Origin of the sequence: Streptomyces sp. NBC_00316 (assembly GCF_036158715.1) — a bacterium.
Taxonomy (GTDB): Bacteria; Actinomycetota; Actinomycetes; order Streptomycetales; family Streptomycetaceae; genus Streptomyces.
In genome coordinates, this window is the sequence record NZ_CP108024.1 from 62,034 (window position 1) to 81,015 (window position 18,982).

Below are 18,982 nucleotides of genomic sequence, written 5' to 3' on the forward strand. Positions count from 1 at the left end.
AGCGCCGGGCAGACGGGACTTTGAAGATACTCCCTAGGCTTCACCCATGCTGACCAGTGAAGACAGGTCGTATGAGGCCATCAGGCGACTGGCCGCCGGAGTTGCCCTGGACCAGGCGCTCGATGTGACAGACCCGGAGTCCTGGATCGGCCTTGACTTCGGGGTACGCGAACTGGCCTGGCAGCGGCCGGAGCTGTTCCACTCGAACGCGTCGCCGTCCGGGCGGCGGCTGAGCTGGGACCCGGATGCATCGCTGCCCACCGCCACCTGGCTCCGGGTGCCCGGCGACGCCGAACTCGCCCTCGCCCTGTGCCACCACGACGGCAGGATCCGCGAGGCCGCACTGGGTCACGCCGAGGGGCGGCCCGCGCTGCTTGCGCTGGTCGTCATCCGCTGCGCGGACTGGGTGGGGCAGGTACGCGAACGGGCCCGCGCGCTCCTGGCCGAGGCGCCCCCGCACCGGCTTGCCGCGCACGCCGCGCTGATCCTGCGAGTCGGCCGCCGCTCCCGGGGCGGCTTCGCCCAGGAGCTGCTGACCGGGGCGCTGCGCGCGGGCCCGGCCGCGCAGGCGGAGGCGCTGCTTGACAGCGGCGACCGGGCCGCGGCCCGCCTCGCGCACCGCGTCGCCGTCGAGCGGCGGCTGCTCCCCGCGGCGCGGCTCGCTGGGACCGCCGTCCGCCACCGCGACGTCGTGGTGCAGGACCTGTGCTCCGAAGCCGCTGTAGCCGCCCTCGGCGAGGGCACTTTCGACGGGTTCACCGAGGTCGTGGTGCCGCTGCTCGGGTCCCGGCAGCCCCGGGTCAGGTCGGCGGGGGTAACCGCGCTACGCCGGGCCGGGCGGCACGCCGACGCCGAGCCGTACCTCACCGACCGGTCCGCCATGGTGCGGGCGTGCGCCCGGTGGGTGCTGCGGCAGGGCGGCACCGACCCGGCGCCGCTGTACCGCGCGCTGTGCGCCGACCCCGCAGCCCGGCCCGCCGCCGCGGTGGGCCTCGGCGAGTGCGGGGTGCGCGAGGACACGGACCTGGTCCGGGCACTCCTCGCGCACCCGGTACCCGGGGTGCGCGCCTGCGCGGTGGCGGGACTGCGGGCGCTGGAAGCGGTGCGCGTCGACGACGTACGACCGCTCCTGGAGGACCCGTCGGCCGCGGTGGTCCGGCAGGCGACCACGGCTCTGTTGCCGTGGGCCGACCGCGTACCGCAGGAACTGCTGCGCGGGTTCTTGGCCGAGAACCGTCCGCGCCACCAGCGGGTCGCGGCGGTCCGGCTGCTGCGGGCCGTCGGGGTGCATGCTGAACAGAGTTTGATCTGAACGACCAGCATGCCGGGGCGTAGCCGCAGCACTGCCAGGCGCTCCCTGCCCCTTATGACGATCTCGGCCACACCGACCATTCCAGTGCGGCGAGCAGCACTCCACGGCTTCTTTGGCCAGGGTGGCCAGGGGACCATCACCGCGGATGCGGGGAGAACGAGCAGACCGTCAACGTGGCCACGAGCCGGTCGACGAACACCAGCCGATGCCGGACACCGGCTCCGGCCTCGCGCTTCCTGGCCCCGCCACGGGCTTCGTGACGACGCCCCTCGACCACGGCCTGCCACGGACCAGCCAACTCCTCAACCAGAGAAGCGAGATGCCCACGAGAGGCCCCCGTGAACACCTGATGCGCAAGAACCGTCCCATTGAGCATGATCGACACATCTGGATCATGCCGCCCACCAGCCAGAACACCTCACCCGCAATCACGCACCATCTCATAAGAGGCAGGTTGGGGTGTCTTTCAGCTCACTGCCACGGTGTCTCCGGCGGCCAGCCGGGTGTAGGGGGCGCCGATGCCGGGGCCGTGTTCGCCGAGCAGTCCGGCGATCATCGCGATCCCGGTGTCGTTAAGGGCGCCGTCGTGGATCGCGTAGGTGCGCTTGGGGGCGACTTCGCGTACGTAGTCGACAAGGTGGCCGACGGTGGACCAGGGTGCGTGGACCGGCAGGAGCAGGGTGTCCAGGCCCGGCTGGTCGGGGACGGTCAGCGCGTCGCCGGGGTGGAAGAGCGCGCTGTCGATGAGAAAGCCGATGTTGGTGATGCGCGGGATGTCAGGGTGGATCACGGCGTGCCAGGTGCCGTGGACCTGGACCTCGAAGCCGGCGGCGGTGAAGGCGTCGCCCTCGCCGACCCGGTGCACGCGGCTGCCCAGGCCGTCCAGTTGCGCGGCCACCGCGGTGTTCGTCCAGATCTCCAGGCTGGGGTCGGCCTCGACGGCGGCACGCAGCGCGGCCTCGGAGAAGTGGTCGAAGTGCTCGTGGGTGACCAGGACGGCGGAGACGCCGTGCAGGGCGGTCGGGTCGGTCAGGCCGCCGGGGTCGATGACCAGACGCCGATCGTCCTGCTCGACCTGGACGCAGGCGTGGCCGAACTTGGTGAGCCGCATGGGGTGCCTCTCTCGCTGTGCAGAAGGAGTCAATATATCCAATCAAGCTGTACAACTTGATTGTAGATATTTCCTGTAGGCTGCCCGTATGACACAGAGCCGCCAGCTGGCCGAGGACCTCCGCAGAGCCGTAGGACAGCTGGTCCGCAGGACGAAGCAGAGCGCCGACTCGATGCCCGCTGCCGAAGGCGCCGTCCTCGGACTCCTCGACCGAGACGGCCCGCAGAGCATCGCCGAACTGGCCCAGGCACGCGGGGTCCGCCACCAGTCAGCCGCCAAAACGGTCAAGGACCTGACCGCGGCCGGACTCGTCGCCACCGAAGCCCATCCCACCGACGGCCGCAAACTGCTGGTGCACATCACCGCACCCGGCCGCACCGCCCTGGACGAGGACCGCCGCTCTCGCGCCGACGTACTGGAAAACGCCATCGAGGCGGAGCTCACCGCGCACGAGCGCGGGGAACTCCGACGCGGTATCGAACTGCTGCAACGCCTCAGCACCCAGATCCGCCCCTGACCGTAGCGATCTCTCCTGAAGCCGCCCGGCTTCCCGGTAGGTCCGCCGCTGCCGCTCACACACGTTGCCCGGGACGCTGAAGCATCCCGGGCAACGCCGTCTTCAACACGGTTCTGGCCAGGCCCGGAGCCGCGGTGTCACGCCGAGGCCGCGGCTGCCTCCCCCTGCGGGGTGCGCTGGCCAGGCGCCGTCCCCCAGATGGACAGGTCCAGGTCGAGACGGCTGTTCATGTCAAGCTCGAACCTGCCGCATGGATTCACATGGGACCAGAACAATGGTGACAGCGCCCGGCGGTCCGCATCGGTGAGCATGTCGGCCCACTTTGGATCGGCTAGGACCTCCTGCATCACCAGCGTGTTGACGTTGCCCTTGCCGAAAACGTCATTGGACCGAGGGCTTCGTTCGGGTTCCGCCGGGCGAGTAGGCCCGTGGGCAGAGTCTCGGCGGGATCCCGCTCCGTGGTCATGTAAGCCCCAGGGCTTCGGCGTAGTCGGGTTGTCGTTATGTGAGTCCCAGGAGGGCGAGGGATCGTCGAAATCCTGCGGGCAATGGGAGGGCCACTGCTCCAGCTTCCCGTTTCCCTTGGCCCGCTCTGTGGCTTCTGTCGCCAATTTATGCAGTGCAGCGGTGGCCTTGGGGCCATGCACCTTCCTACCTAACTGACTCCACCACCAGCAATGGAAGCCAGAGGCCTCAAAGAATACAGAAGCATCGACGAGATTGAAGCGGATATTCATTTCCACTCTCTCGAAGAACCACAGCATTCGATAGAAGTCCGCGAAAGGCGTATCGATTCCCGGTTCCGGACGCAGTAGCGCGCCAGGCGAAAAACCCTTGTCTTCCATGACGTGCCAGGTCGCCCCTCCGTGATTCTCCGATCCTGTGGTCCGGAGCAGGTTCGAGAATCGATGAAAGGCGTTCGCAGCGTCGCCTTCAACCCAAAATCTCGATACAGCTCAAGGGCCCGCTCGGTACGCCGATCCTCATCTCGAAGTTTCCGCTCTAAGACCAATCGACGAGACAGAAACGCTCCCACGCCCAGCGCGCCGATGACTCCAAAGGATTCGACGTAGTCGAACCAGGACACTTCCCACTCCCAGATAATAGATCTGCAGCCTGATAGCATCCGCTGAGCATCACGCCGGACAACCCGCGCAGTGGACGCTACCGTGACGCCCCACGCTCGCGACTTCCCGAGTCACGCACTGGGAACTGGCGGAAGAGTCAGCCTGAGTAACGACTAGATGTGATGGATATGCCGATGAGTGACATTTTGCAACAAGTGGTTATTGATGCAGCAAGCATCCCAAACGTCTCCTGGTCAGTCTGTCTACGTGACGCTCAGGGGCACGTACTTGCCGAGTTGGACGCTGAAGTTCCGCTCCCCACGGCCAGCGTCGGGAAACTGTTCCTCATGACGGAGGTGGCGCTCCAGTACGAGAAGGGTTCGATCGCGCGTGACGACCTTCTGAGTCGGAACCCATCCGTCGCCGTCAAGAACTCAGGAATTCTTCAGTACCTCACGCAGAAGTCCCTCCCGGTCGAGGACCTCGTCGTTCTCGTGGCCAGCGTGAGTGACAATTACGCCACCAATATCCTCCTTGAACGCATTGGCCTTCCGCGGATTCATCAGCTGGCCATTGAACTCGGACTGAAGTCGACGTCACTTCTGGATCGGGTTCGGAATGAGAGGGGTGACGATCATCCCCCATGCTTGTCGGTTGGATCTGCAGAGGAGTTGTCCGGCTTCATGGATGCCGTCCGGGGAGAGAATTTGATCTCTCCTGAGGTATCCGCCACGATGGACAGATGGATGGGTCTCAACGCCGATCTTTCAATGGTTGCATCCGCACTGGGAATTGACCCGCTCGCCCACTTGGACAGTGACCGCAATCTTGTGTTGCGGAACAAGACGGGGACGGATTCTGGCGTACGAGCCGATGTCGGCTACATCACCGCCCCCCGGTCGGCTGCATCGTATGCCGTTATCGCAAGGTGGAATGAGAAGCACGATGAAGGTCCGACGCGGGACGCAGTCCTGGCTGCGATGCGCGCGATTGGTAACGAGCTGCGCAATTACGTGACTGCGTAGCCCCGTGCAATTCTCCAAGGGTATTTCTTTCGCCGACTATCGAATTCGCCTTCGGGAAAGCTCTGCGCCAGGTCGTGCCATTGCGCGCGTACATCGCTGGCCGGGTGCGCCAGCCGCCGGCACCGCGGTGCACCTGCCCGGACGGAGGCGGCCCGATATCACGCCAGCGCAGCCGCCTTGCGCAGCAGCACCGACCGCTCACGGACGTTGCGGCACAGCCGGGCGGCGAGCTCCAGCTCGACCCGTGCCTCAGCGGTCCGGCCGAGCCGGACAAGTAGCTCGCCGCGCACGCTCGGGAGCAGGTACGACCCCGACAGGCGGCCGGAGGCGACCAGTTCGTCCACAACAGACAGCGCCCGCTGTGGTCCATTCGCCATCGCGACAGCGACAGCCCGGTTGAGCTCGACCACGGGTGACGGAGCCACACGACCGAGCGCCTCATAAAGGAGCACGACACGCTCCCAGTCGGTCTCCGAAACCGAGGATGCCGACGCGTGGCAGGCGGCTATTGCTGCCTGCAGTCCGTACGGGCCAAGGCCGCGCCCGACAGCCGAGGCTCTGCCGATCGCGGCCAGACCGCGACGGATCGCCGACCGGTCCCACAGACGCCGGTCCTGATCCTCCAGGAGCACCGCCTCGCCATCGGGCCCGGTGCGTGCGGGAAAGCGTGCGGCCGTGAGCTCGAACAGGGCAAGCAGCCCGTGCACCTCCGGCTCATCGGGCAGCAAGGCGGCCAGCATCCGGGCCAGCCGGATCGCCTCGTACGCGAGATCGGGACGAAGCAGGTGGTCACCGGCCGTCGCCGTCGAGCCTTCCGTGAAGATCACGTAGAGCACGCTCAGGAGACCGCCGAGCCGCTCGCGCCGTTCCTCGGCCGGCGGCAGCTCGAACGGCACTCCCGCCGCGGCGATCGTCTTCTTCGCCCGCGTGATCCGTGCCTGAACCGTCGACACGGGCACGAGGAATGCCCGGGCGATTTCCTCGCTCGCCAGGCCGCCGACCACGCGCAGCGTCAGGGCCACGCGGGCCTCCGGCGAGAGCACCGGATGGCAGGCCACAAGCATCAGCGCGAGAACGTCGTCGTCGACCCGGTCGGGATCCCACGGCAGGTCGTCCGACAAGCCCCTCGGGGCTGCCGCGCCCGAGTTCGCCTCGCCCTCGACTAGCTGGCCGGCGAGCATGGCGTACCGCTCGTCGAGTGCCGACCGTCGGCGGAAGCCGTCGATGGCGCGCCGCCGCGCGGTCACGAGCAGCCAGTTCACCGGGTTCGCCGGCTCACCGTCGCGCGCCCAGGTGACGAGCGCCTCCGCCACCGCCTCCTGCGCGACGTCCTCGGCGAGGTCGAAGTCCCCGGTGAAGCGGGCGAGCGCACCGATGATCCGTGCGGACTCGATCCGCCAGACGGCCTCGACGGCCCGCCGCACCGATTCGGTGCTCAGCGGGCCGCCGGTGGCCGCGGGTGTCAGAGCTGGCCGGTCCGCTCGCGCCACGCCCGCTCCTTGATGATCCACTCGTTGTCCTGCGGGAACTCGTCGATGCCCGGCACGCGGCGGATCTCGCACTTCGAGCCGGCAACCGCTGGGAGTCGCTTGGCCCACTCGACCGCCTCCTCCTTCGAAGCCACGTCGATCACGTAGAAGCCGCCGAACAGCTCCTTCGTCTCACCGTACGGGCCGTCGGTGACCACTGGCGTCTCGCCGCTGAAGTCGAGCACCACGCCCTGGGCCGGGTCATCCAGGCCCTCGGCAGCGACGAGCACGCCGGCCCGGATCATCTCCTCATTGAAGCGACCCACCGTCTCGAGCATCTGCTCGAAGGGCGTCTCCATCATCTTCGCAACGGATTCGTCCGTGCCTCGCATGATCAGCATGTACTTCGCCATCTTCGAACTCCTTGATATCGGGTCGCCTCTGGACCCTCTCACTCCAAGGTCGAACGAGGCGGCCGCGGATCGACACGACAGAGGAATACGGATCAATCTTTTTTTCATCCCCGACAAGGGGCTCAGCCCGTCGGTCCGGTCAGGCCGGGTGCCCCGACCGGCCAGCCCGGTCCCGGGCTGATCGGGATCGAGCCGCCGCAGCCACCCGACGATGCTCTTTCGCCACAACTGCCCCCTCTCTCCCCCCTTGCACGCGCGCAGCTTCTTTCGCAGGCCTGGAAGCGCCCAGACCGCCGCCGATGAACAGTGACGGCTGCCTGATGGAGGCGCCAGCGTAGGCGGCCAGGTCCTCCCAGTCCTGGTTCATGTTCCGGTAGCGGTTCAAGGCCCCTGTCATCCCGGTACGTTCGAATTCGCCGAGGTAAACGTCGAGGTCATACTCGGTGAGCCAGGATGGCAGCTGCTGCGAGGAAACGGTCGCGCAGTGGACTGCCAGGGCTGACGAAGTGCGGGTCCGGGGCGCCGGGTGCGGGCATGGTGTCGGCGGACAGGACGGCGGAGAAGCCCGCGAGCCAGCCGCGGACGTCGGGTTCAATCTCTGCCTCGGCCCTGCCCGGCTGCTGGAAGTAGGAGACGTAGAACTCCTCGGTGCCGCCCGCCCAGCGCTTGGCACTCTCGGAAGCCCGGGAGAACGACGTAGAGCAGGACCGCGGGGGAATCTGGACCAACGCCTTTATCGCGCCCTCGAAGCCGACCCTGCTTCCGCCTGAGACCTTCGGCCACCTCGGTCGAGCTTGGCCGCCGGCAACTTGTCCGAACACCTTGGGCCTTTGTTGCGGGAAAGCTCTGCGCCAACGCCAGTCTCAACTGGGTGAGCATCAGCGGGCAGGCGCGCTGGGACCGTCCGGCTACTGCGTTCCGAGAAGTACCGTTCCTAGCCAGTGTGCATGAGTGAGTCTTGGACTCACCTATGTGTTCTGGGCGCATCCCGAACGGTTTTGGATGCGCTGGGTTCCCGCTTTCGCTTCCCGCTCGGCGACGGCCCTTTGGGGGGCCGGTCCGTGGTGGGTGGGCGGGTTCCCTCACGCCCCCGGTCGCCTGGTCCGGCCTGGGCGGTCCGATGCCCCGCACGATCACTCCGGTCGTGTGGGGGCGGTGCCGTCCGACGCCGGACCGGGTGTCCGAGGGCGCGTCGCCCGATCGCGATACCGGCGGCATCGTGACGGGACATTCTGCGGTGTGGGGTGGTCAGGCTTTTCTGCCAGTGCTGGGCACCCCACAGGCTGGTGTAGGCCGGGTCGACCGCGACAACGCTCAGGCCGTGCTCGGCGGCCATCGACACCAGCCGGGCCTTCAGCTTCCCGGTCGGCATCCCGGAGATGAGCTGCCTGAACCGCTTGCGGCGGCCGTGTTTCTCGCGGGTCTTCTCAGCCGTGAAGTCCAGGTCTTCGATCCCGATCGCCGCGACACCCACCCGCACCGCCCAGTTGATCAACCGGGTCAGCGCGTGGCGGATCTGCGCGTCCCGGTGACCGGCGGTACCGGACAGGTCGTAGCCGAAGCGGTGCGGGTCACCGACCGGGTTGCCGTGCCGGTCGAGGCGGTAGGCGGCGAAGTGGTCGGCGTTGGTGTCGACGCCGATCATGCCCCGGGCCCGGGCGGTCTCCAACGGGATGGTCTGCACGACGGGGCGCTGCCAGGAGGCGGTCAGGTACCAGCGTCCGCGCTCCACATCGAGGTGGATGCGGTAGGCCACGGCCCGGTTCGCGGTGATGCGGTCGGCCCACTCCGCACCCCGATGCGCGAACCCGATGCGAGCGCTGAGGACGTACCGGCCGTGCCGGGCGTTGGCCAGGTGCGCGAGCGGGGCAGGCAGCCTGATGCTGACCTCGCCGTCCGGGGTGACACGGATCGTCTCGTTCCCGAACCGCTTCCCCGACTCACCATCCGCAGCAAGAAACCAGCGCTCCGCCTCCCACCGCTCCCGCCACTCGTCCTCGGTGAGACGGGCCTCGGCGAGATGGTGGCGGGTGTTGAGGAGACGCTTGCCGCCCCGCACCACACGCACCCGTCCCGCCTGCCGGTCGGCAACAGCCGCCGTGTGCCGCGCCTCCAGTGCCGCGAGGCGGCGGGACTTGCAAAACCACTCGCTCTTCGACCGGTAGCCACCCGCCGCACGTTTCGTTCCGCGTTCCCCGACCGGGAGGGACAGCCGGTGCCGCAACGTCTTGATCCCGGCCGCCAGGTTCTGGATGTGCGCCACCTGGCAACGGCGCGCCAGCGCCCACTGATCATGCGTGGCCTTGGTGATCGCACCCGCGATCCGCGACGACGACTGCCTCGTCAGCTCCCGCTTACGCGATGCCCACGTATCAGCACTGTGATCCAGACCATCCGCACAGCGGGCCTTGAGGTCATGGGAGGCGAGCGCGCCCTGGTGTTCACCGACGGATCGCAGGACCTTCTCGTCCTGGGGTGTGAGGTGCTTCAAGCGGTCCCGCACCGCCACTCCTGAAGGACCCGGCACCACGAACGACGCCGCCAACTCCCGCACACCACCCACCACAACACCCCCCAAGAACCCGTGCACCCGCCACTCAGCACAACGAGCAACCACCACCAAGGTCACCCATTCGACTCCAGAACCCCCGTTTCGATCTCTGCCGGCCCACCACCAGACTCACTCCCGGGCGCTACAACTCACTTCTGCACACCAAACCGACAGCAGCTCGCAACCCCGTCGACCCGCACGACAACACCCCGCTGGCGGGAGGCATCCCGCGGGCTCGCCCACCGGACCGCACCCCGCACTCGCCTACGATCGACCTCGTGTGCGCAAACGTGATAGTCGCCGAAGACGACGAGAAGCAGGCCGAACTCGTACGCCGTTACCTCGAACACGAGGGCCACGCGGTCACGGTCGTCGGGGACGGGCTCGCCGCGCTCGACGAGGTGCGGCACAAAGACAAAGAGCCCGACCTACTTGTTCTCGATGTGATGATGGAGCGGGCGGACGGTCTGGACGTGCTGCGTGTGCTGCGTGCCGAGGGCCGGGAACTGCCCGTCCTGATGCTGACGGCCCGCACCACCGAGGACGATCTGCTGCTCGGCCTCGACCTCGGCGCCGACGACTACATGACCAAGCCGTACAGCCCGCGTGAGCTGATGGCCCGGGTCCGTACGCTCCTGCGCCGAACCCGCCGGACACCCGATGCGCCCCCCGCCACCGGCGCCACCGGCGCCACCGGCGCCACCGACGAGGTGCTGTCCGTGGGCGCGCTCCGGGTCGACCCCGTCCGGTACGAGGTGTGGGTCGACGGGGCGTACGTGGAGTGCACCCCCGGCGAGTTCCGTATTCTCGCCGCGATGGCCGCCGAACCCGAGCGCGTCTTCAGCAGACAGCGGCTCCTGGAGGAACTGCACGGCTTCGACCGGTACATCAGCAACCGCACGGTAGACGTGCACATCATGAACCTGCGCAAGAAGATCGAGCCCGCGCCGCGCAAGCCGACCCGGCTGCTCACCGTCTTCGGTGTGGGCTACAAGCTGACCGACCCGGCCGCCAAGAGGGCGCCGCGTGCCTCGGCGTAGCCGGAAGGACCGGCGTGGCCGTCCGTGGGACCCGCAGCGGCTGCCGCTCCGCAAGAGCCTGCTCGGACGGCTGCTTGCCGTATCGGTGCTGGTGGCGGCCTGTTCGGTGGCAGCCACCGCATGGCTCGCCGTCCAGACCACCTCCGGCGCGATCAAGCAGGAGCAGGGCCAGAACCTGACCGCCGACGCCCGGATCTACAACGAACTGCTCGGCTTCGCGGCGGGCCACCCCCGATGGGACGACGTCGGGGCGACGGTGCGTGATCTGGCCCGCCGGTCGGATCGCCGGATCGCCCTGACCACCCAGAACCGGGAGGTCATCGCCGACTCCGCGGCCGGGTCCTCGCCGCCGGCGCTGCCCACGCAGGCCTCCGCGATCGTCGACCCGCTGTCCGTGGACACCGCGCTCGCGGCGCAGACCGCCGGTACGAGCGACACAGCGGCCGACCGCGTCGACCCGCGGGCCGTCGGGCCGTTCCGGTTGCCGACGGCGGAACGTAGGCAGTTGCGCCGAGCCGCCGACGAAGTCGTGTCGTGTCTCAATGACGTAGGGATCGCCTCGGACGTCGTCGAGGGGCCCAGCGGGCGCCCTCGCATCCAGCTCGTGGGCAACGATCCCGACCGCATCCTGGGCATCAGATGCAGCACCGACGCACTGGACGAGCCCACCAGGACCGAGAAGAAGGCGCTCGGTACGCTCAACAAGCTGGCCAATGCCTGTCTGAACCGCCAGGGCCGGACGGTCGTCCACCTGCGGCTGGACCTCGCCTGGGACCAGGGGAGCAAGCCTGAGCCGAGCGCGGCACCGGTCCGCCGGTCCTCCGCCCCCACACCCGTACCGGCCGTCCGGAGCAGTGACGCCGACCGGGCCATCGCGTCGTGCGTGGGCACCGCCCGCCACGAGCAGTTGAGCTCGTATGTCGCCTCGCCCGCGCTGCTGTTCATCGGGGACGCGAACGGCGCCACCGTGCCCGGTTTCGACCTCTCACCGGCGAACACTGCTCGGATCGCAGGCGTCGCCGCCCTCGTCCTCGCCCTCACCGTCGGTGCTTCGGTGCTGGCCGGGGCCCGGCTCGTACGTCCGCTGCGAGCGCTCACGGGGGCCGCCCAGCGGATGCGGGACGGTGAGGAATCGGCGGCCGTACTGGTCGCCGATGACAACGAGATCGGGCGCCTGGCCGCAGCCTTCAACGACATGACGGCGCACCGTGCGCGCCTCGAGGAACAGCGGAAGATGATGGTCAGCGATGTCGCCCACGAGCTGCGTACCCCGCTGAGCAACATCCGCGGCTGGCTGGAAGCCGCACAGGACGGCCTGGCCGACCCCGAGCCGGCGTTCATCTCCTCGCTCCTGGAGGAAGCGGTCCAGCTGCAGCACATCATCGACGACCTCCAGGACCTGGCCGCGGCCGACGCGGGCGCGCTGCGTCTGCACCCGGAGCCGGTACGGATCCTCGAACTCCTCGGACAGATCACCGCGGCGCACCAGGCCCGGGCCGAAACGACCGGTGTCACCCTGACGGTACGCAAGCCGGCGCCCGGATCCCCGTCCCCCGAACTGACCGCCGACCCGGTGCGACTGCGGCAGGCCATCGACAACCTGGTGTCCAACGCGGTGCGTCACACGCCGTCGGGGGGACGCGTGACCCTGTGCGCGTACGGCACCGAGTCGGGTGACGAGGTGGTCGTGGACGTCGCCGACACGGGAACCGGTATCTCGGCCGAGGACCTCCCGTACGTCTTCGACCGCTTCTGGCGAGCCGAGAAATCCCGGACCCGCCGCACCGGCGGCAGTGGTCTCGGCCTGGCGATCGTCAGGAAGCTCGCCGAGGCGCATGGTGGCGGCGCGAGCGCGGTGAGTACGCAAGGGGAAGGCTCGGTCTTCACACTACGGCTGCCGGCAGGCCGGCCGGCGAGCGAGCCGGTGCAGGTCCCGGGCCGGCAACCAGAGGGCGCGGACCGTCGCGAATCGTCCACCGGTCATCCGGGCTGATGCGATGACCACAGCGCTCTGACAGCTTCTTCACAAGGTCCCGCCAGGCTGACGGCATGTCCGGCGCCTGGTACGAATCGGCGTCCAGGCACCACCAAAGCCGGGCTGGAACTGGAGCCACGTATGTCCCACCGTCCCCGAATGTCCTTGCGCACCGCCGTCCTGACCGCTGTCGCGGCGGGCGCGGTACTCGTCCCGTCGGCCACGGCCGTCGCATCGGTCGCCTCCGACGCAAAGCCCAGGCCATCGGTGGCCGCCACCGATCGAGCCCCGGCGCCCGCCAGGGGAACCGATGCGGGCAAGCCCACCCGGGGCGGGGCGCCGTCGGCGGCGCCCCGTGGCGGCGTGGCCGCGGGCGACCGGCCCAGTGCGGTCCCGGCCCGTCCCTCGAAGCGCGACTCCGCCGAGCCCCGTGGCGGGGTGGCCGCGGGCGAGCGCCCGTTGGGAACGACGAGCGACAACACCACTGCCCTTGCAGGCTCGGCCGCTGCCGCGTTCGTCCTGGCGGGCGCGGGCACCCTCGTACTGCGCCGCCGCACGGCCGCGCACCGCAACGGCTGACCACCAGCAGTGGCGCCGCCCTGAGGGGCGGCGCCACTGCCTGTTCCCGCACATCCTCTCCGCACTGGAACCCACATGCCCCGTACGCACCACCGGCTGCGGCGATCCGCCGCGCACCCGACGCACCTCTGCCTTGCCCTCGTCCTCGCTCTCGCTCCACTCACCGGCTGCATGACGCATTCCGCGGAGGAACCAGCCCACGCCCCCTCGCACCGCCCCGCCACCACGCCGCCGTCCGGCTCCTCCGTCACCCCCAGGGCCGAACAACCCGCGGCTCCCACCCAAGTGGCCATCCCCTCGATCGGCGTGACGAGTTCCCTGATGCGACTCGGCCTCAACGCGGACGGCACCGTAGAAGTCCCACCGGCGGAGAAGGGCATGACAGCAGGCTGGTACACGGGAGGCGCGATCCCCGGCGAGCGCGGAACAGCCGTGGTCATCGGGCACAACGACACCCGATTCGGCAGGGCCGTCTTCCACGATCTGAAGAAGATCGGCAAGGGAGCGGACATCGCCATCCGCAACGAGCGAGGTCAGGTGGCCCACTTCACCGTCACCGGCACGGAATCCGTGAGCAAGAAGGCGTTCCCCACGAAGAAGGTGTACGGCGCGACCGACGACCGTGTCCTCCGCCTCATCACCTGCGACGGCGCATTCGACGCCCAGGGCCACCCGGTGGACAATTTCATCGTCTACGCGACGCTGCGCTGAGGCGCCTCCACAGCCGTTGGTACGCCGATGGAAGGACTCCCGACCATCCAACGTCTACCGCTGAGTAACCCCTACTGGGACAGCCCGAGTACCGCCAGGGCTTCAGGCCACGGGCATCCCCCACGCCTGAACCCGGGGATACCCATGCAAGACAACGGATGGAAAGTGACCAGCCACGCCTTGCACTACGGGTGCCTGGGGCACGCCGGTCGGGCGGGGGCAGCCTTCGCTGGTGCTGTGGCCATGGCGGATCTGCGCCGACAGGATGGGGCCCCGTGGCCCCGGGTGCCGATGCAGCGGCCTGGCGCTAACGTCGGGAGAACGGCTCGGGACGTGTCGTTGGCTGAAGCGCGGTTCGCTTCCGATTTGTGCGCTGGCCCTTCATCCTTCTTGAGGACGCGTTCCCTGATGAAGCTGTAGCAAGGAGGCTTCCGATGAAGGCGTCCACTGCACGGCGGCGGTTCATCCCGATGACTCTGGCGGTGGCCACGATCACTGTTGTAACCACGGCTGCGTCCGCTCCTGACGGCGCCACAACAGTCAGGCATCCAGCTGCCAAGGCAGCGGACAATGCGCAGGCGAAGCCCACAGTGGTGTTGGTGCACGGGGCCTGGGCGGACGCGTCGAGCTGGAACGGCGAGGTCGACATCCTGCGCCGCGCGGGCTATCCAGTGCGTGCCATCGGGAACCCGTTGCAGAACCTGACGACCGACTCGCGCACGGTCAAAGACTTCCTCAAGAGCATCTCGGGGCCGATCGTGCTGGTGGGGCACTCCTATGGCGGGTCGGTGATCACGAACGCCGCGGCAGGAGTGAGTAACGTAAAGGCACTCGTATACGTCGACGCGGCCGCTCCGGCGGTCGGGGAGACGACGGGGCAGCTCAGCGGCTCGACGTCCGCGCTGTCGGGGCCGCCGTCCAAACTGTACGACGCCGTGTCGTACGCGGACGCCCCCGCCAAGGCATCCAACCTCTATCTCAAGAAGGACGTATTCGTCACGAAGTTTGCCAGCAGCGTGCCACGTGACCAGGCGATCAACCTGTGGGCCACCCAGCGGGCTGCCAGCACAGTGGCCTTCAACACCCCCTCCAAGGCTGCGGCATGGAAGACGATCCCCTCCTGGTACTTCATCAGCAGCGGGGACCAGATCATCACACCGGAGTCGGAGAAGAAGATGGCGCGTCGCGCGGGGGCGAAGGTGACTGTCTACCCAGGCGGTTCGCATCTGACCCTGGTGTCCGATCCGGCTGCCGTGAGCAAGGTCATTCAGTCGGCGATCGCGGCGGTGAAATGACGTAGCGCGGGCAGCGCAGGTGGCGGTTTCAACGGCAGCACTTTTCGAGAATGCGGAGGCTAACTCCGCTTCGTCGAGTGTCAGCCCCCTCGCCCAGGACGGAGGCGGCTGACGAGGGTCGGGCCCGTCGGAAGGTGCGGTCGGCCACCTGCACCCGCTCGACCTCGCCGCCGAGCGCGGCCGCAGCGACGGGTGCGCACACCAGCGTCGCCAAGCTCGCGTCGAGAACCGCCCCTACGACAGTCTGCTGGTCGCGGTCGCAGAGAGGATCGTCTTCCCTGTGACCGCGCTGTCCGACGACACCGACGACGTCACCGCCGGCTCCTTGGACGAGTTCCGTCTTCCTCGTGGCGATACGCGAGTGGTCCCACCCCACCTCCAAGTCCAGGCCGATGCGGCCGGTGACGTCGATTGGCTGGTCCAGATCGACTCCGCTGTGGTCCGCACACACCGGCACGCCGCCGCCACCGGCCGAAAAGGGGCACCGTCAGCAGGACGAACCGTCGATCCCGAGGCGAGCATGGTGGCCGTCCTCGTCGGCACCCGCCGTGGACGGTGCGGCCCGGCGGCGCACCGCGACCATGGCGACGTCGTCCTGGACCTCCCCGCCCGCATGGACGGTCAGGTCGCTCATGAGGCGCTCGATCAGGTGGTGCGGCTCGTCCTCGGCGAGGAGCGCGAAACGGTCCAGCGCCGGGTAGAAGACGCCCGCCGGGTCGCGGGTCTCGAGGAGGCCGTCGGTGTGCAGGAGCAGCGTGTCCTCCGGCTCGAATCCGAAGGTGTTGACCTGATAGGCCGCCTGGTCGCCGCCCAGGCCGAGCGGTGGTGCCGGCTGCGACACGTCGAGGAGGTCCACGTCTGTGCCGTGAGAGCGCATCAAGTCAGGGTGGCCACAGCTGGTCACGTGGACGACGTCGAGGTCGTCGGGTATCTCCAGGACGAGAGCGGTGATGAACCGCTCCGAGGCGTTGCTGTCCGTCTGGCCGGCCTGGTCGACACGCCGGCGCACGCTGGCGTCCAGGGACAGGGCGACATGCTCCAGTTGCACGTCGCGGTGCGCGGCTTCGCGGAACGCACCGATGACGGCTGCGGCGTCGTCGACTGCTGCCAAGCCGTTGCCCCGCACGTCACCGATCAACATTCGGACCGTGCGCTCGACACGTTCGGCGGCGTACACGTCTCCGCCGATGTGTGCGTGGGCGGCGGCCGAGCGATAGGCAGTGGCGATTTCCAGACCTGCCACACGGCACGGCAACGGGGGCAGCAGCGCCCTTTGCGCTGTCTCCGAGACGGAGCGCACCGCATGAAGCGTTCGATGGTCCACGTCCCGCAGGCGCCGGAACACGAGGACCAGGACGCAGACGACCAGCAGGCCCAGGACGTCGATCGGGAGGATCGGTGAGCTGGGCAGACCGTCGTCGACGTCGACCGCGACCACGCCGAGACAGGCCAGGGCGGTCATACTGACGGTGGTACGCGTGTTGTCTGCCGCAGCGGTGAGAGCCGGCACCATCACCAGCAGCACTACCAGGTGGACGTCCGCGGGGACGATCACGCCCCCCAGGGTGACGCCGAGCAGGACGGCCGAGGCGACCACGACCGCGATGAGCGGTCGTAGCCGTACCGCCGAGAAGCTGACGGCAAGTCCCCCGAGAGTCGCGACGCGGCCCGTTCCTGTCACGAGTTGTGTGTGCGTCGTCATGAGAACCTCTTGTTTGTCACGATGTGCGTCTGCGTCGTCTGCGTCGTCATGAGAACCTCCTGCCACGTACGACATGGGGCTGGTCCAGCTGGCATGACAGGTGTCCTCTCGGGTCGGTGGGCAGCCTCGCTCGTGCGTCATGTCATTCGCGTCGCCTCACCGCGGCTGATCGGGCACCGTGGGCCGGGTCGACCGACCGGACCAGTTGGCTTGCTGATCGACCGTCACCACCATGGACCGCAGGCGTGCGGTCAGGCCGAGGGTCCGCCGTTCCCGCCGTGTGACGGCCGCACCGCGACTGCGCAGCGGGGTCTCCAGGGTGCCGGGGGTTCCGGGAGCCGGCACGGTGCTGTTGCTCATGAGGATCTCCATGCTCTGGCGCCACGGCGCGGTCGGTCTCCCCCGACGCGGCGTATGACTGTCCGGTGGGCCCTGCGGCTTCCCGGCTACGAGCAGCGAGCGCTCGCGGCGCCGTGGCCGGGCGCCTCGGCGTACCGAGGGGGCTGCGCCGGAGCCGCGGTCGTCCGTCCGTCATCTCGGAATGCCGTCGTGGAGTTGCGCGAAGAGTTCTGTGTTGTGTGCGTAGTCGACCGGGACGTCGATGACCGTGATGCCGGGGTCGCAGAGCCTGCCCGGGTCGAGCGACCTGCGCAGTTCGGTCTCGAAGGCGGCCATGGTCTCGGTCCGGATTCCTCTGGCGCCGAACGCGCAGGCGTACAGGGTGATGTCGTAGTCGCCCGACCGGACACCGGAGGCGCTGCCGTATTTGCGATGCTCCTGGAAGGCCACCATGTCGTAGGCGTTGTCCCGCATGATCACCTGCGTGATGTGGAGGCCCAGACGGGTGGCGGTCTCTATTTCCGGTGCGCTGGACAGGAACCCGCCGTCCCCGGAGACCGACACCACCTGGGTCCCCGGCCGCAGCAGCGCGGCGGTCATCGCCCGTGGCAGGGCGACTCCCGGTGTCTGCAGACCGTTGGAGAGCAGGATGTGGCGCGGCTGGTGTCCGCGGAAGTGACGGGCCATGTAGATGTGCGGGCCTGTGTCGGACACGACGGTGGCGTCGTCCGCCACGTTCTCAGCGATCTTCAGGATCACCGCGGCGGGATTGAGGCCGGCAGCGGTGGCCGGGACCGCCCTGGCCTCCTCCTCGATACAGGCCAGGGCGGCGCGCTGTTCGGCCAGGGCAGCTCGGGTCCGGTCGCTGATCGGCAGCCCGGACAGCTCACCTGACAGCTCACCGACCGTCGCGGCCACATCGCCCTGCAGTTCCAGAGCGGGCTGGTAGTGGCTGCCGATCTCGGCGGGCAGCGCATCGATGTGGACGATCGTGCGGGCCGGGTCGGTGTTCCACAGGCCCGGGTCGTACTCCACGGGGTCGTAGCCGACGGTAATCAGGACGTCGGCGTGTGCCACCACGCCATCCCCAGGCCGGTTACGGAAAAGGCCGACCCGGCCGGCGTACTGCTCCTCCAGTGTGCGCGGGACGATACCCGTCGCCTGGGAGGTCTCCACCACGGGCAGGCCTGTGACACGGATCAGTTCGCGCAACGCGGCGCAGGCCTCGCGATCTGCACCACGCAACCCGACCAGAAGGACGGGCTGCTGTGCGGCGCGGATGATCTGTGCGGCACGGTGGATGTTTTCGGCGGGAGCGGGGCCGGGAGAAGGGTGCCTGTGCGGCTGGACGACGGTTGCGGCGGTGAGCGCGCCTGCGACGTCGGCCGGAATCACCACCGCGGCCGCACCGCGGGGCGGGGTGACCGCCGCACGCAGGGCGCTGGCGATGGCTTCGGGGACGTTGTCGGGGTCGTGGACTTCGCAGGTGTAAGTGGTGACCAGTCTCAGTGCGGCGATGGCGTCCATCGACCGCTGGCTTCGCTTGAACCGGTCCCGGCGGGTCCCGGCCCCGCACATGGCAATCATGGGGTACTGCTCGGCCGTCGCCGTGAGCAGAGCGGTCATCAGATTGGTGGTGCCTGCTCCTGAGGTGGCCATGACCGCTCCGGGGGTGCCGGTCAGCAGCCCGACAGTGGCTGCCATCATGGCAGCGTTGTGTTCGTGGCGGCACATCACAAGTTCGGGGCCTCCGACGGCCAGGGCATCGTGAACGGCGTCGCTCGTGGCTCCGGGGACACCGAAGACGTACGGCACGCCGTACCGCGAGAGGGTCTCGACCATGCGCTGGGCCGCGCCGACGGGTGGGGTGGGCATG

17 protein-coding genes and 2 pseudogenes are annotated in these 18,982 nt (G+C 68.6%); 8 read left to right on the forward strand and 11 right to left on the reverse strand.

Annotated elements, in window-relative coordinates; genetic code table 11:
- The first annotated feature begins 46 nt into the window (after positions 1 to 46).
- Positions 47 to 1,312 carry a hypothetical protein gene (locus tag OG878_RS39580; protein ID WP_328891584.1) on the forward strand — a complete coding sequence of 422 codons (1,266 nt, stop codon included), beginning with the start codon at positions 47 to 49 and terminating at the stop codon, positions 1,310 to 1,312.
- A gap of 169 nt (positions 1,313 to 1,481) precedes the next feature.
- Here OG878_RS39580 and OG878_RS39585 read toward each other — a convergent pair.
- Both OG878_RS39585 and OG878_RS39590 read right to left on the reverse strand, forming a co-directional pair.
- A pseudogene (locus OG878_RS39585) lies at positions 1,482 to 1,688 on the reverse strand (transposase family protein); the annotation flags it as partial.
- 90 nt (positions 1,689 to 1,778) lie between these two features.
- Positions 1,779 to 2,423, reverse strand: coding sequence for an MBL fold metallo-hydrolase (locus OG878_RS39590; protein ID WP_328891585.1), 645 nt, complete (start codon positions 2,421 to 2,423; stop codon positions 1,779 to 1,781).
- Positions 2,424 to 2,511: 88 nt separating this feature from the next.
- Between OG878_RS39590 and OG878_RS39595 the strand changes: the two genes are divergently transcribed.
- Positions 2,512 to 2,940 carry a MarR family winged helix-turn-helix transcriptional regulator gene (locus OG878_RS39595; protein ID WP_328891586.1) on the forward strand — a complete coding sequence of 143 codons (429 nt, stop codon included), beginning with the start codon at positions 2,512 to 2,514 and terminating at the stop codon, positions 2,938 to 2,940.
- A 137-nt stretch (positions 2,941 to 3,077) separates the two neighbouring features.
- Here the strand turns inward: OG878_RS39595 and OG878_RS39600 are convergent, their stop codons facing one another.
- Complete coding sequence (locus tag OG878_RS39600; RefSeq protein WP_328891587.1) at positions 3,078 to 3,785, reverse strand: Tn3 family transposase; 708 nt, start codon at positions 3,783 to 3,785, stop codon at positions 3,078 to 3,080.
- 416 nt (positions 3,786 to 4,201) lie between these two features.
- Here OG878_RS39600 and OG878_RS39605 point away from each other — a divergent pair, with 416 nt between their 5' ends.
- The gene (locus OG878_RS39605; protein ID WP_328891588.1) at positions 4,202 to 5,032 is read left to right on the forward strand and encodes a serine hydrolase; all 831 of its coding nucleotides are present in this window, start codon (positions 4,202 to 4,204) and stop codon (positions 5,030 to 5,032) included.
- Between the two features lie 158 nt (positions 5,033 to 5,190).
- Here OG878_RS39605 and OG878_RS39610 read toward each other — a convergent pair whose 3' ends face one another.
- From OG878_RS39610 to OG878_RS39625, 4 genes and pseudogenes are all read right to left on the reverse strand, one after another.
- Entirely contained in the window at positions 5,191 to 6,522 is a 1,332-nt protein-coding gene (locus OG878_RS39610; RefSeq protein ID WP_328891589.1) for an RNA polymerase sigma factor, read from the reverse strand.
- Positions 6,495 to 6,914: a YciI family protein gene (locus tag OG878_RS39615; protein WP_267009857.1), complete on the reverse strand. Its 420-nt coding sequence runs from the start codon at positions 6,912 to 6,914 to the stop codon at positions 6,495 to 6,497. Before OG878_RS39615 ends, OG878_RS39610 begins: the two co-directional genes overlap by 28 nt.
- Positions 6,915 to 7,191: 277 nt before the next feature.
- Positions 7,192 to 7,570, reverse strand: a pseudogene (locus OG878_RS39620) (alpha/beta hydrolase); the annotation flags it as partial.
- A 308-nt stretch (positions 7,571 to 7,878) separates the two neighbouring features.
- The gene (locus OG878_RS39625) at positions 7,879 to 9,477 is read right to left on the reverse strand and encodes an IS200/IS605 family accessory protein TnpB-related protein (protein WP_328891590.1); all 1,599 of its coding nucleotides are present in this window, start codon (positions 9,475 to 9,477) and stop codon (positions 7,879 to 7,881) included.
- A 266-nt stretch (positions 9,478 to 9,743) separates the two neighbouring features.
- Between OG878_RS39625 and OG878_RS39630 the strand changes: the two genes are divergently transcribed.
- The 5 genes from OG878_RS39630 to OG878_RS39650 all read left to right on the forward strand — a co-directional run bounded on the left by OG878_RS39630 (position 9,744) and on the right by OG878_RS39650 (position 15,065).
- Entirely contained in the window at positions 9,744 to 10,505 is a 762-nt protein-coding gene (locus OG878_RS39630) for a response regulator transcription factor (RefSeq protein WP_328891591.1), read from the forward strand.
- The gene (locus OG878_RS39635; protein ID WP_328891592.1) at positions 10,492 to 12,498 is read left to right on the forward strand and encodes a HAMP domain-containing sensor histidine kinase; all 2,007 of its coding nucleotides are present in this window, start codon (positions 10,492 to 10,494) and stop codon (positions 12,496 to 12,498) included. The genes OG878_RS39630 and OG878_RS39635 overlap by 14 nt, the downstream gene beginning before the upstream one ends.
- A 123-nt stretch (positions 12,499 to 12,621) precedes the next feature.
- A complete protein-coding gene (locus tag OG878_RS39640; RefSeq protein ID WP_328891593.1) occupies positions 12,622 to 13,059 on the forward strand; it encodes a hypothetical protein in 438 nt (145 codons plus the stop codon).
- Between the two features lie 75 nt (positions 13,060 to 13,134).
- A complete protein-coding gene (locus OG878_RS39645) occupies positions 13,135 to 13,770 on the forward strand; it encodes a class F sortase (RefSeq protein ID WP_328891594.1) in 636 nt (211 codons plus the stop codon).
- A 434-nt stretch (positions 13,771 to 14,204) separates the two neighbouring features.
- Positions 14,205 to 15,065 (forward strand): alpha/beta hydrolase, encoded by an 861-nt coding sequence (locus OG878_RS39650; protein WP_328891595.1) that lies wholly within the window; start codon positions 14,205 to 14,207, stop codon positions 15,063 to 15,065.
- 28 nt (positions 15,066 to 15,093) lie between these two features.
- Here OG878_RS39650 and OG878_RS39655 read toward each other — a convergent pair whose 3' ends face one another.
- The 4 genes from OG878_RS39655 to alsS form a co-directional block, all read right to left on the reverse strand.
- On the reverse strand, positions 15,094 to 15,522 hold the full coding sequence (locus OG878_RS39655; protein ID WP_328891596.1) for a hypothetical protein: 429 nt from the start codon (positions 15,520 to 15,522) through the stop codon (positions 15,094 to 15,096).
- 30 nt (positions 15,523 to 15,552) lie between these two features.
- Positions 15,553 to 16,767 (reverse strand): PP2C family protein-serine/threonine phosphatase, encoded by a 1,215-nt coding sequence (locus OG878_RS39660; RefSeq protein WP_328891597.1) that lies wholly within the window; start codon positions 16,765 to 16,767, stop codon positions 15,553 to 15,555.
- Between the two features lie 156 nt (positions 16,768 to 16,923).
- The gene (locus tag OG878_RS39665; protein WP_328891598.1) at positions 16,924 to 17,127 is read right to left on the reverse strand and encodes a hypothetical protein; all 204 of its coding nucleotides are present in this window, start codon (positions 17,125 to 17,127) and stop codon (positions 16,924 to 16,926) included.
- 171 nt (positions 17,128 to 17,298) lie between these two features.
- The gene (alsS, locus tag OG878_RS39670; protein WP_328891599.1) at positions 17,299 to 18,981 is read right to left on the reverse strand and encodes an acetolactate synthase AlsS; all 1,683 of its coding nucleotides are present in this window, start codon (positions 18,979 to 18,981) and stop codon (positions 17,299 to 17,301) included.
- Position 18,982: the final 1 nt, after the last annotated feature.

Excerpts from the sequence above, each read along its gene's own strand:
- OG878_RS39665 (WP_328891598.1), bottom strand. The coding sequence starts at position 17,127 with ATGAGCAACAGCACCGTGCCGGCTCCCGGAACCCCCGGCACCCTGGAG.
- OG878_RS39595 (WP_328891586.1), top strand. The coding sequence starts at position 2,512 with ATGACACAGAGCCGCCAGCTGGCCGAGGACCTCCGCAGAGCCGTAGGA.
- alsS (WP_328891599.1), bottom strand. The coding sequence starts at position 18,981 with ATGCCCACCCCACCCGTCGGCGCGGCCCAGCGCATGGTCGAGACCCTC.
- OG878_RS39580 (WP_328891584.1), top strand. The coding sequence starts at position 47 with ATGCTGACCAGTGAAGACAGGTCGTATGAGGCCATCAGGCGACTGGCC.
- OG878_RS39650 (WP_328891595.1), top strand. The coding sequence starts at position 14,205 with ATGAAGGCGTCCACTGCACGGCGGCGGTTCATCCCGATGACTCTGGCG.
- OG878_RS39605 (WP_328891588.1), top strand. The coding sequence starts at position 4,202 with ATGAGTGACATTTTGCAACAAGTGGTTATTGATGCAGCAAGCATCCCA.
- OG878_RS39645 (WP_328891594.1), top strand. The coding sequence starts at position 13,135 with ATGCCCCGTACGCACCACCGGCTGCGGCGATCCGCCGCGCACCCGACG.
- OG878_RS39660 (WP_328891597.1), bottom strand. The coding sequence starts at position 16,767 with ATGACGACGCACACACAACTCGTGACAGGAACGGGCCGCGTCGCGACT.
- OG878_RS39600 (WP_328891587.1), bottom strand. The coding sequence starts at position 3,785 with ATGGAAGACAAGGGTTTTTCGCCTGGCGCGCTACTGCGTCCGGAACCG.
- OG878_RS39590 (WP_328891585.1), bottom strand. The coding sequence starts at position 2,423 with ATGCGGCTCACCAAGTTCGGCCACGCCTGCGTCCAGGTCGAGCAGGAC.
- OG878_RS39615 (WP_267009857.1), bottom strand. The coding sequence starts at position 6,914 with ATGGCGAAGTACATGCTGATCATGCGAGGCACGGACGAATCCGTTGCG.
- OG878_RS39640 (WP_328891593.1), top strand. The coding sequence starts at position 12,622 with ATGTCCCACCGTCCCCGAATGTCCTTGCGCACCGCCGTCCTGACCGCT.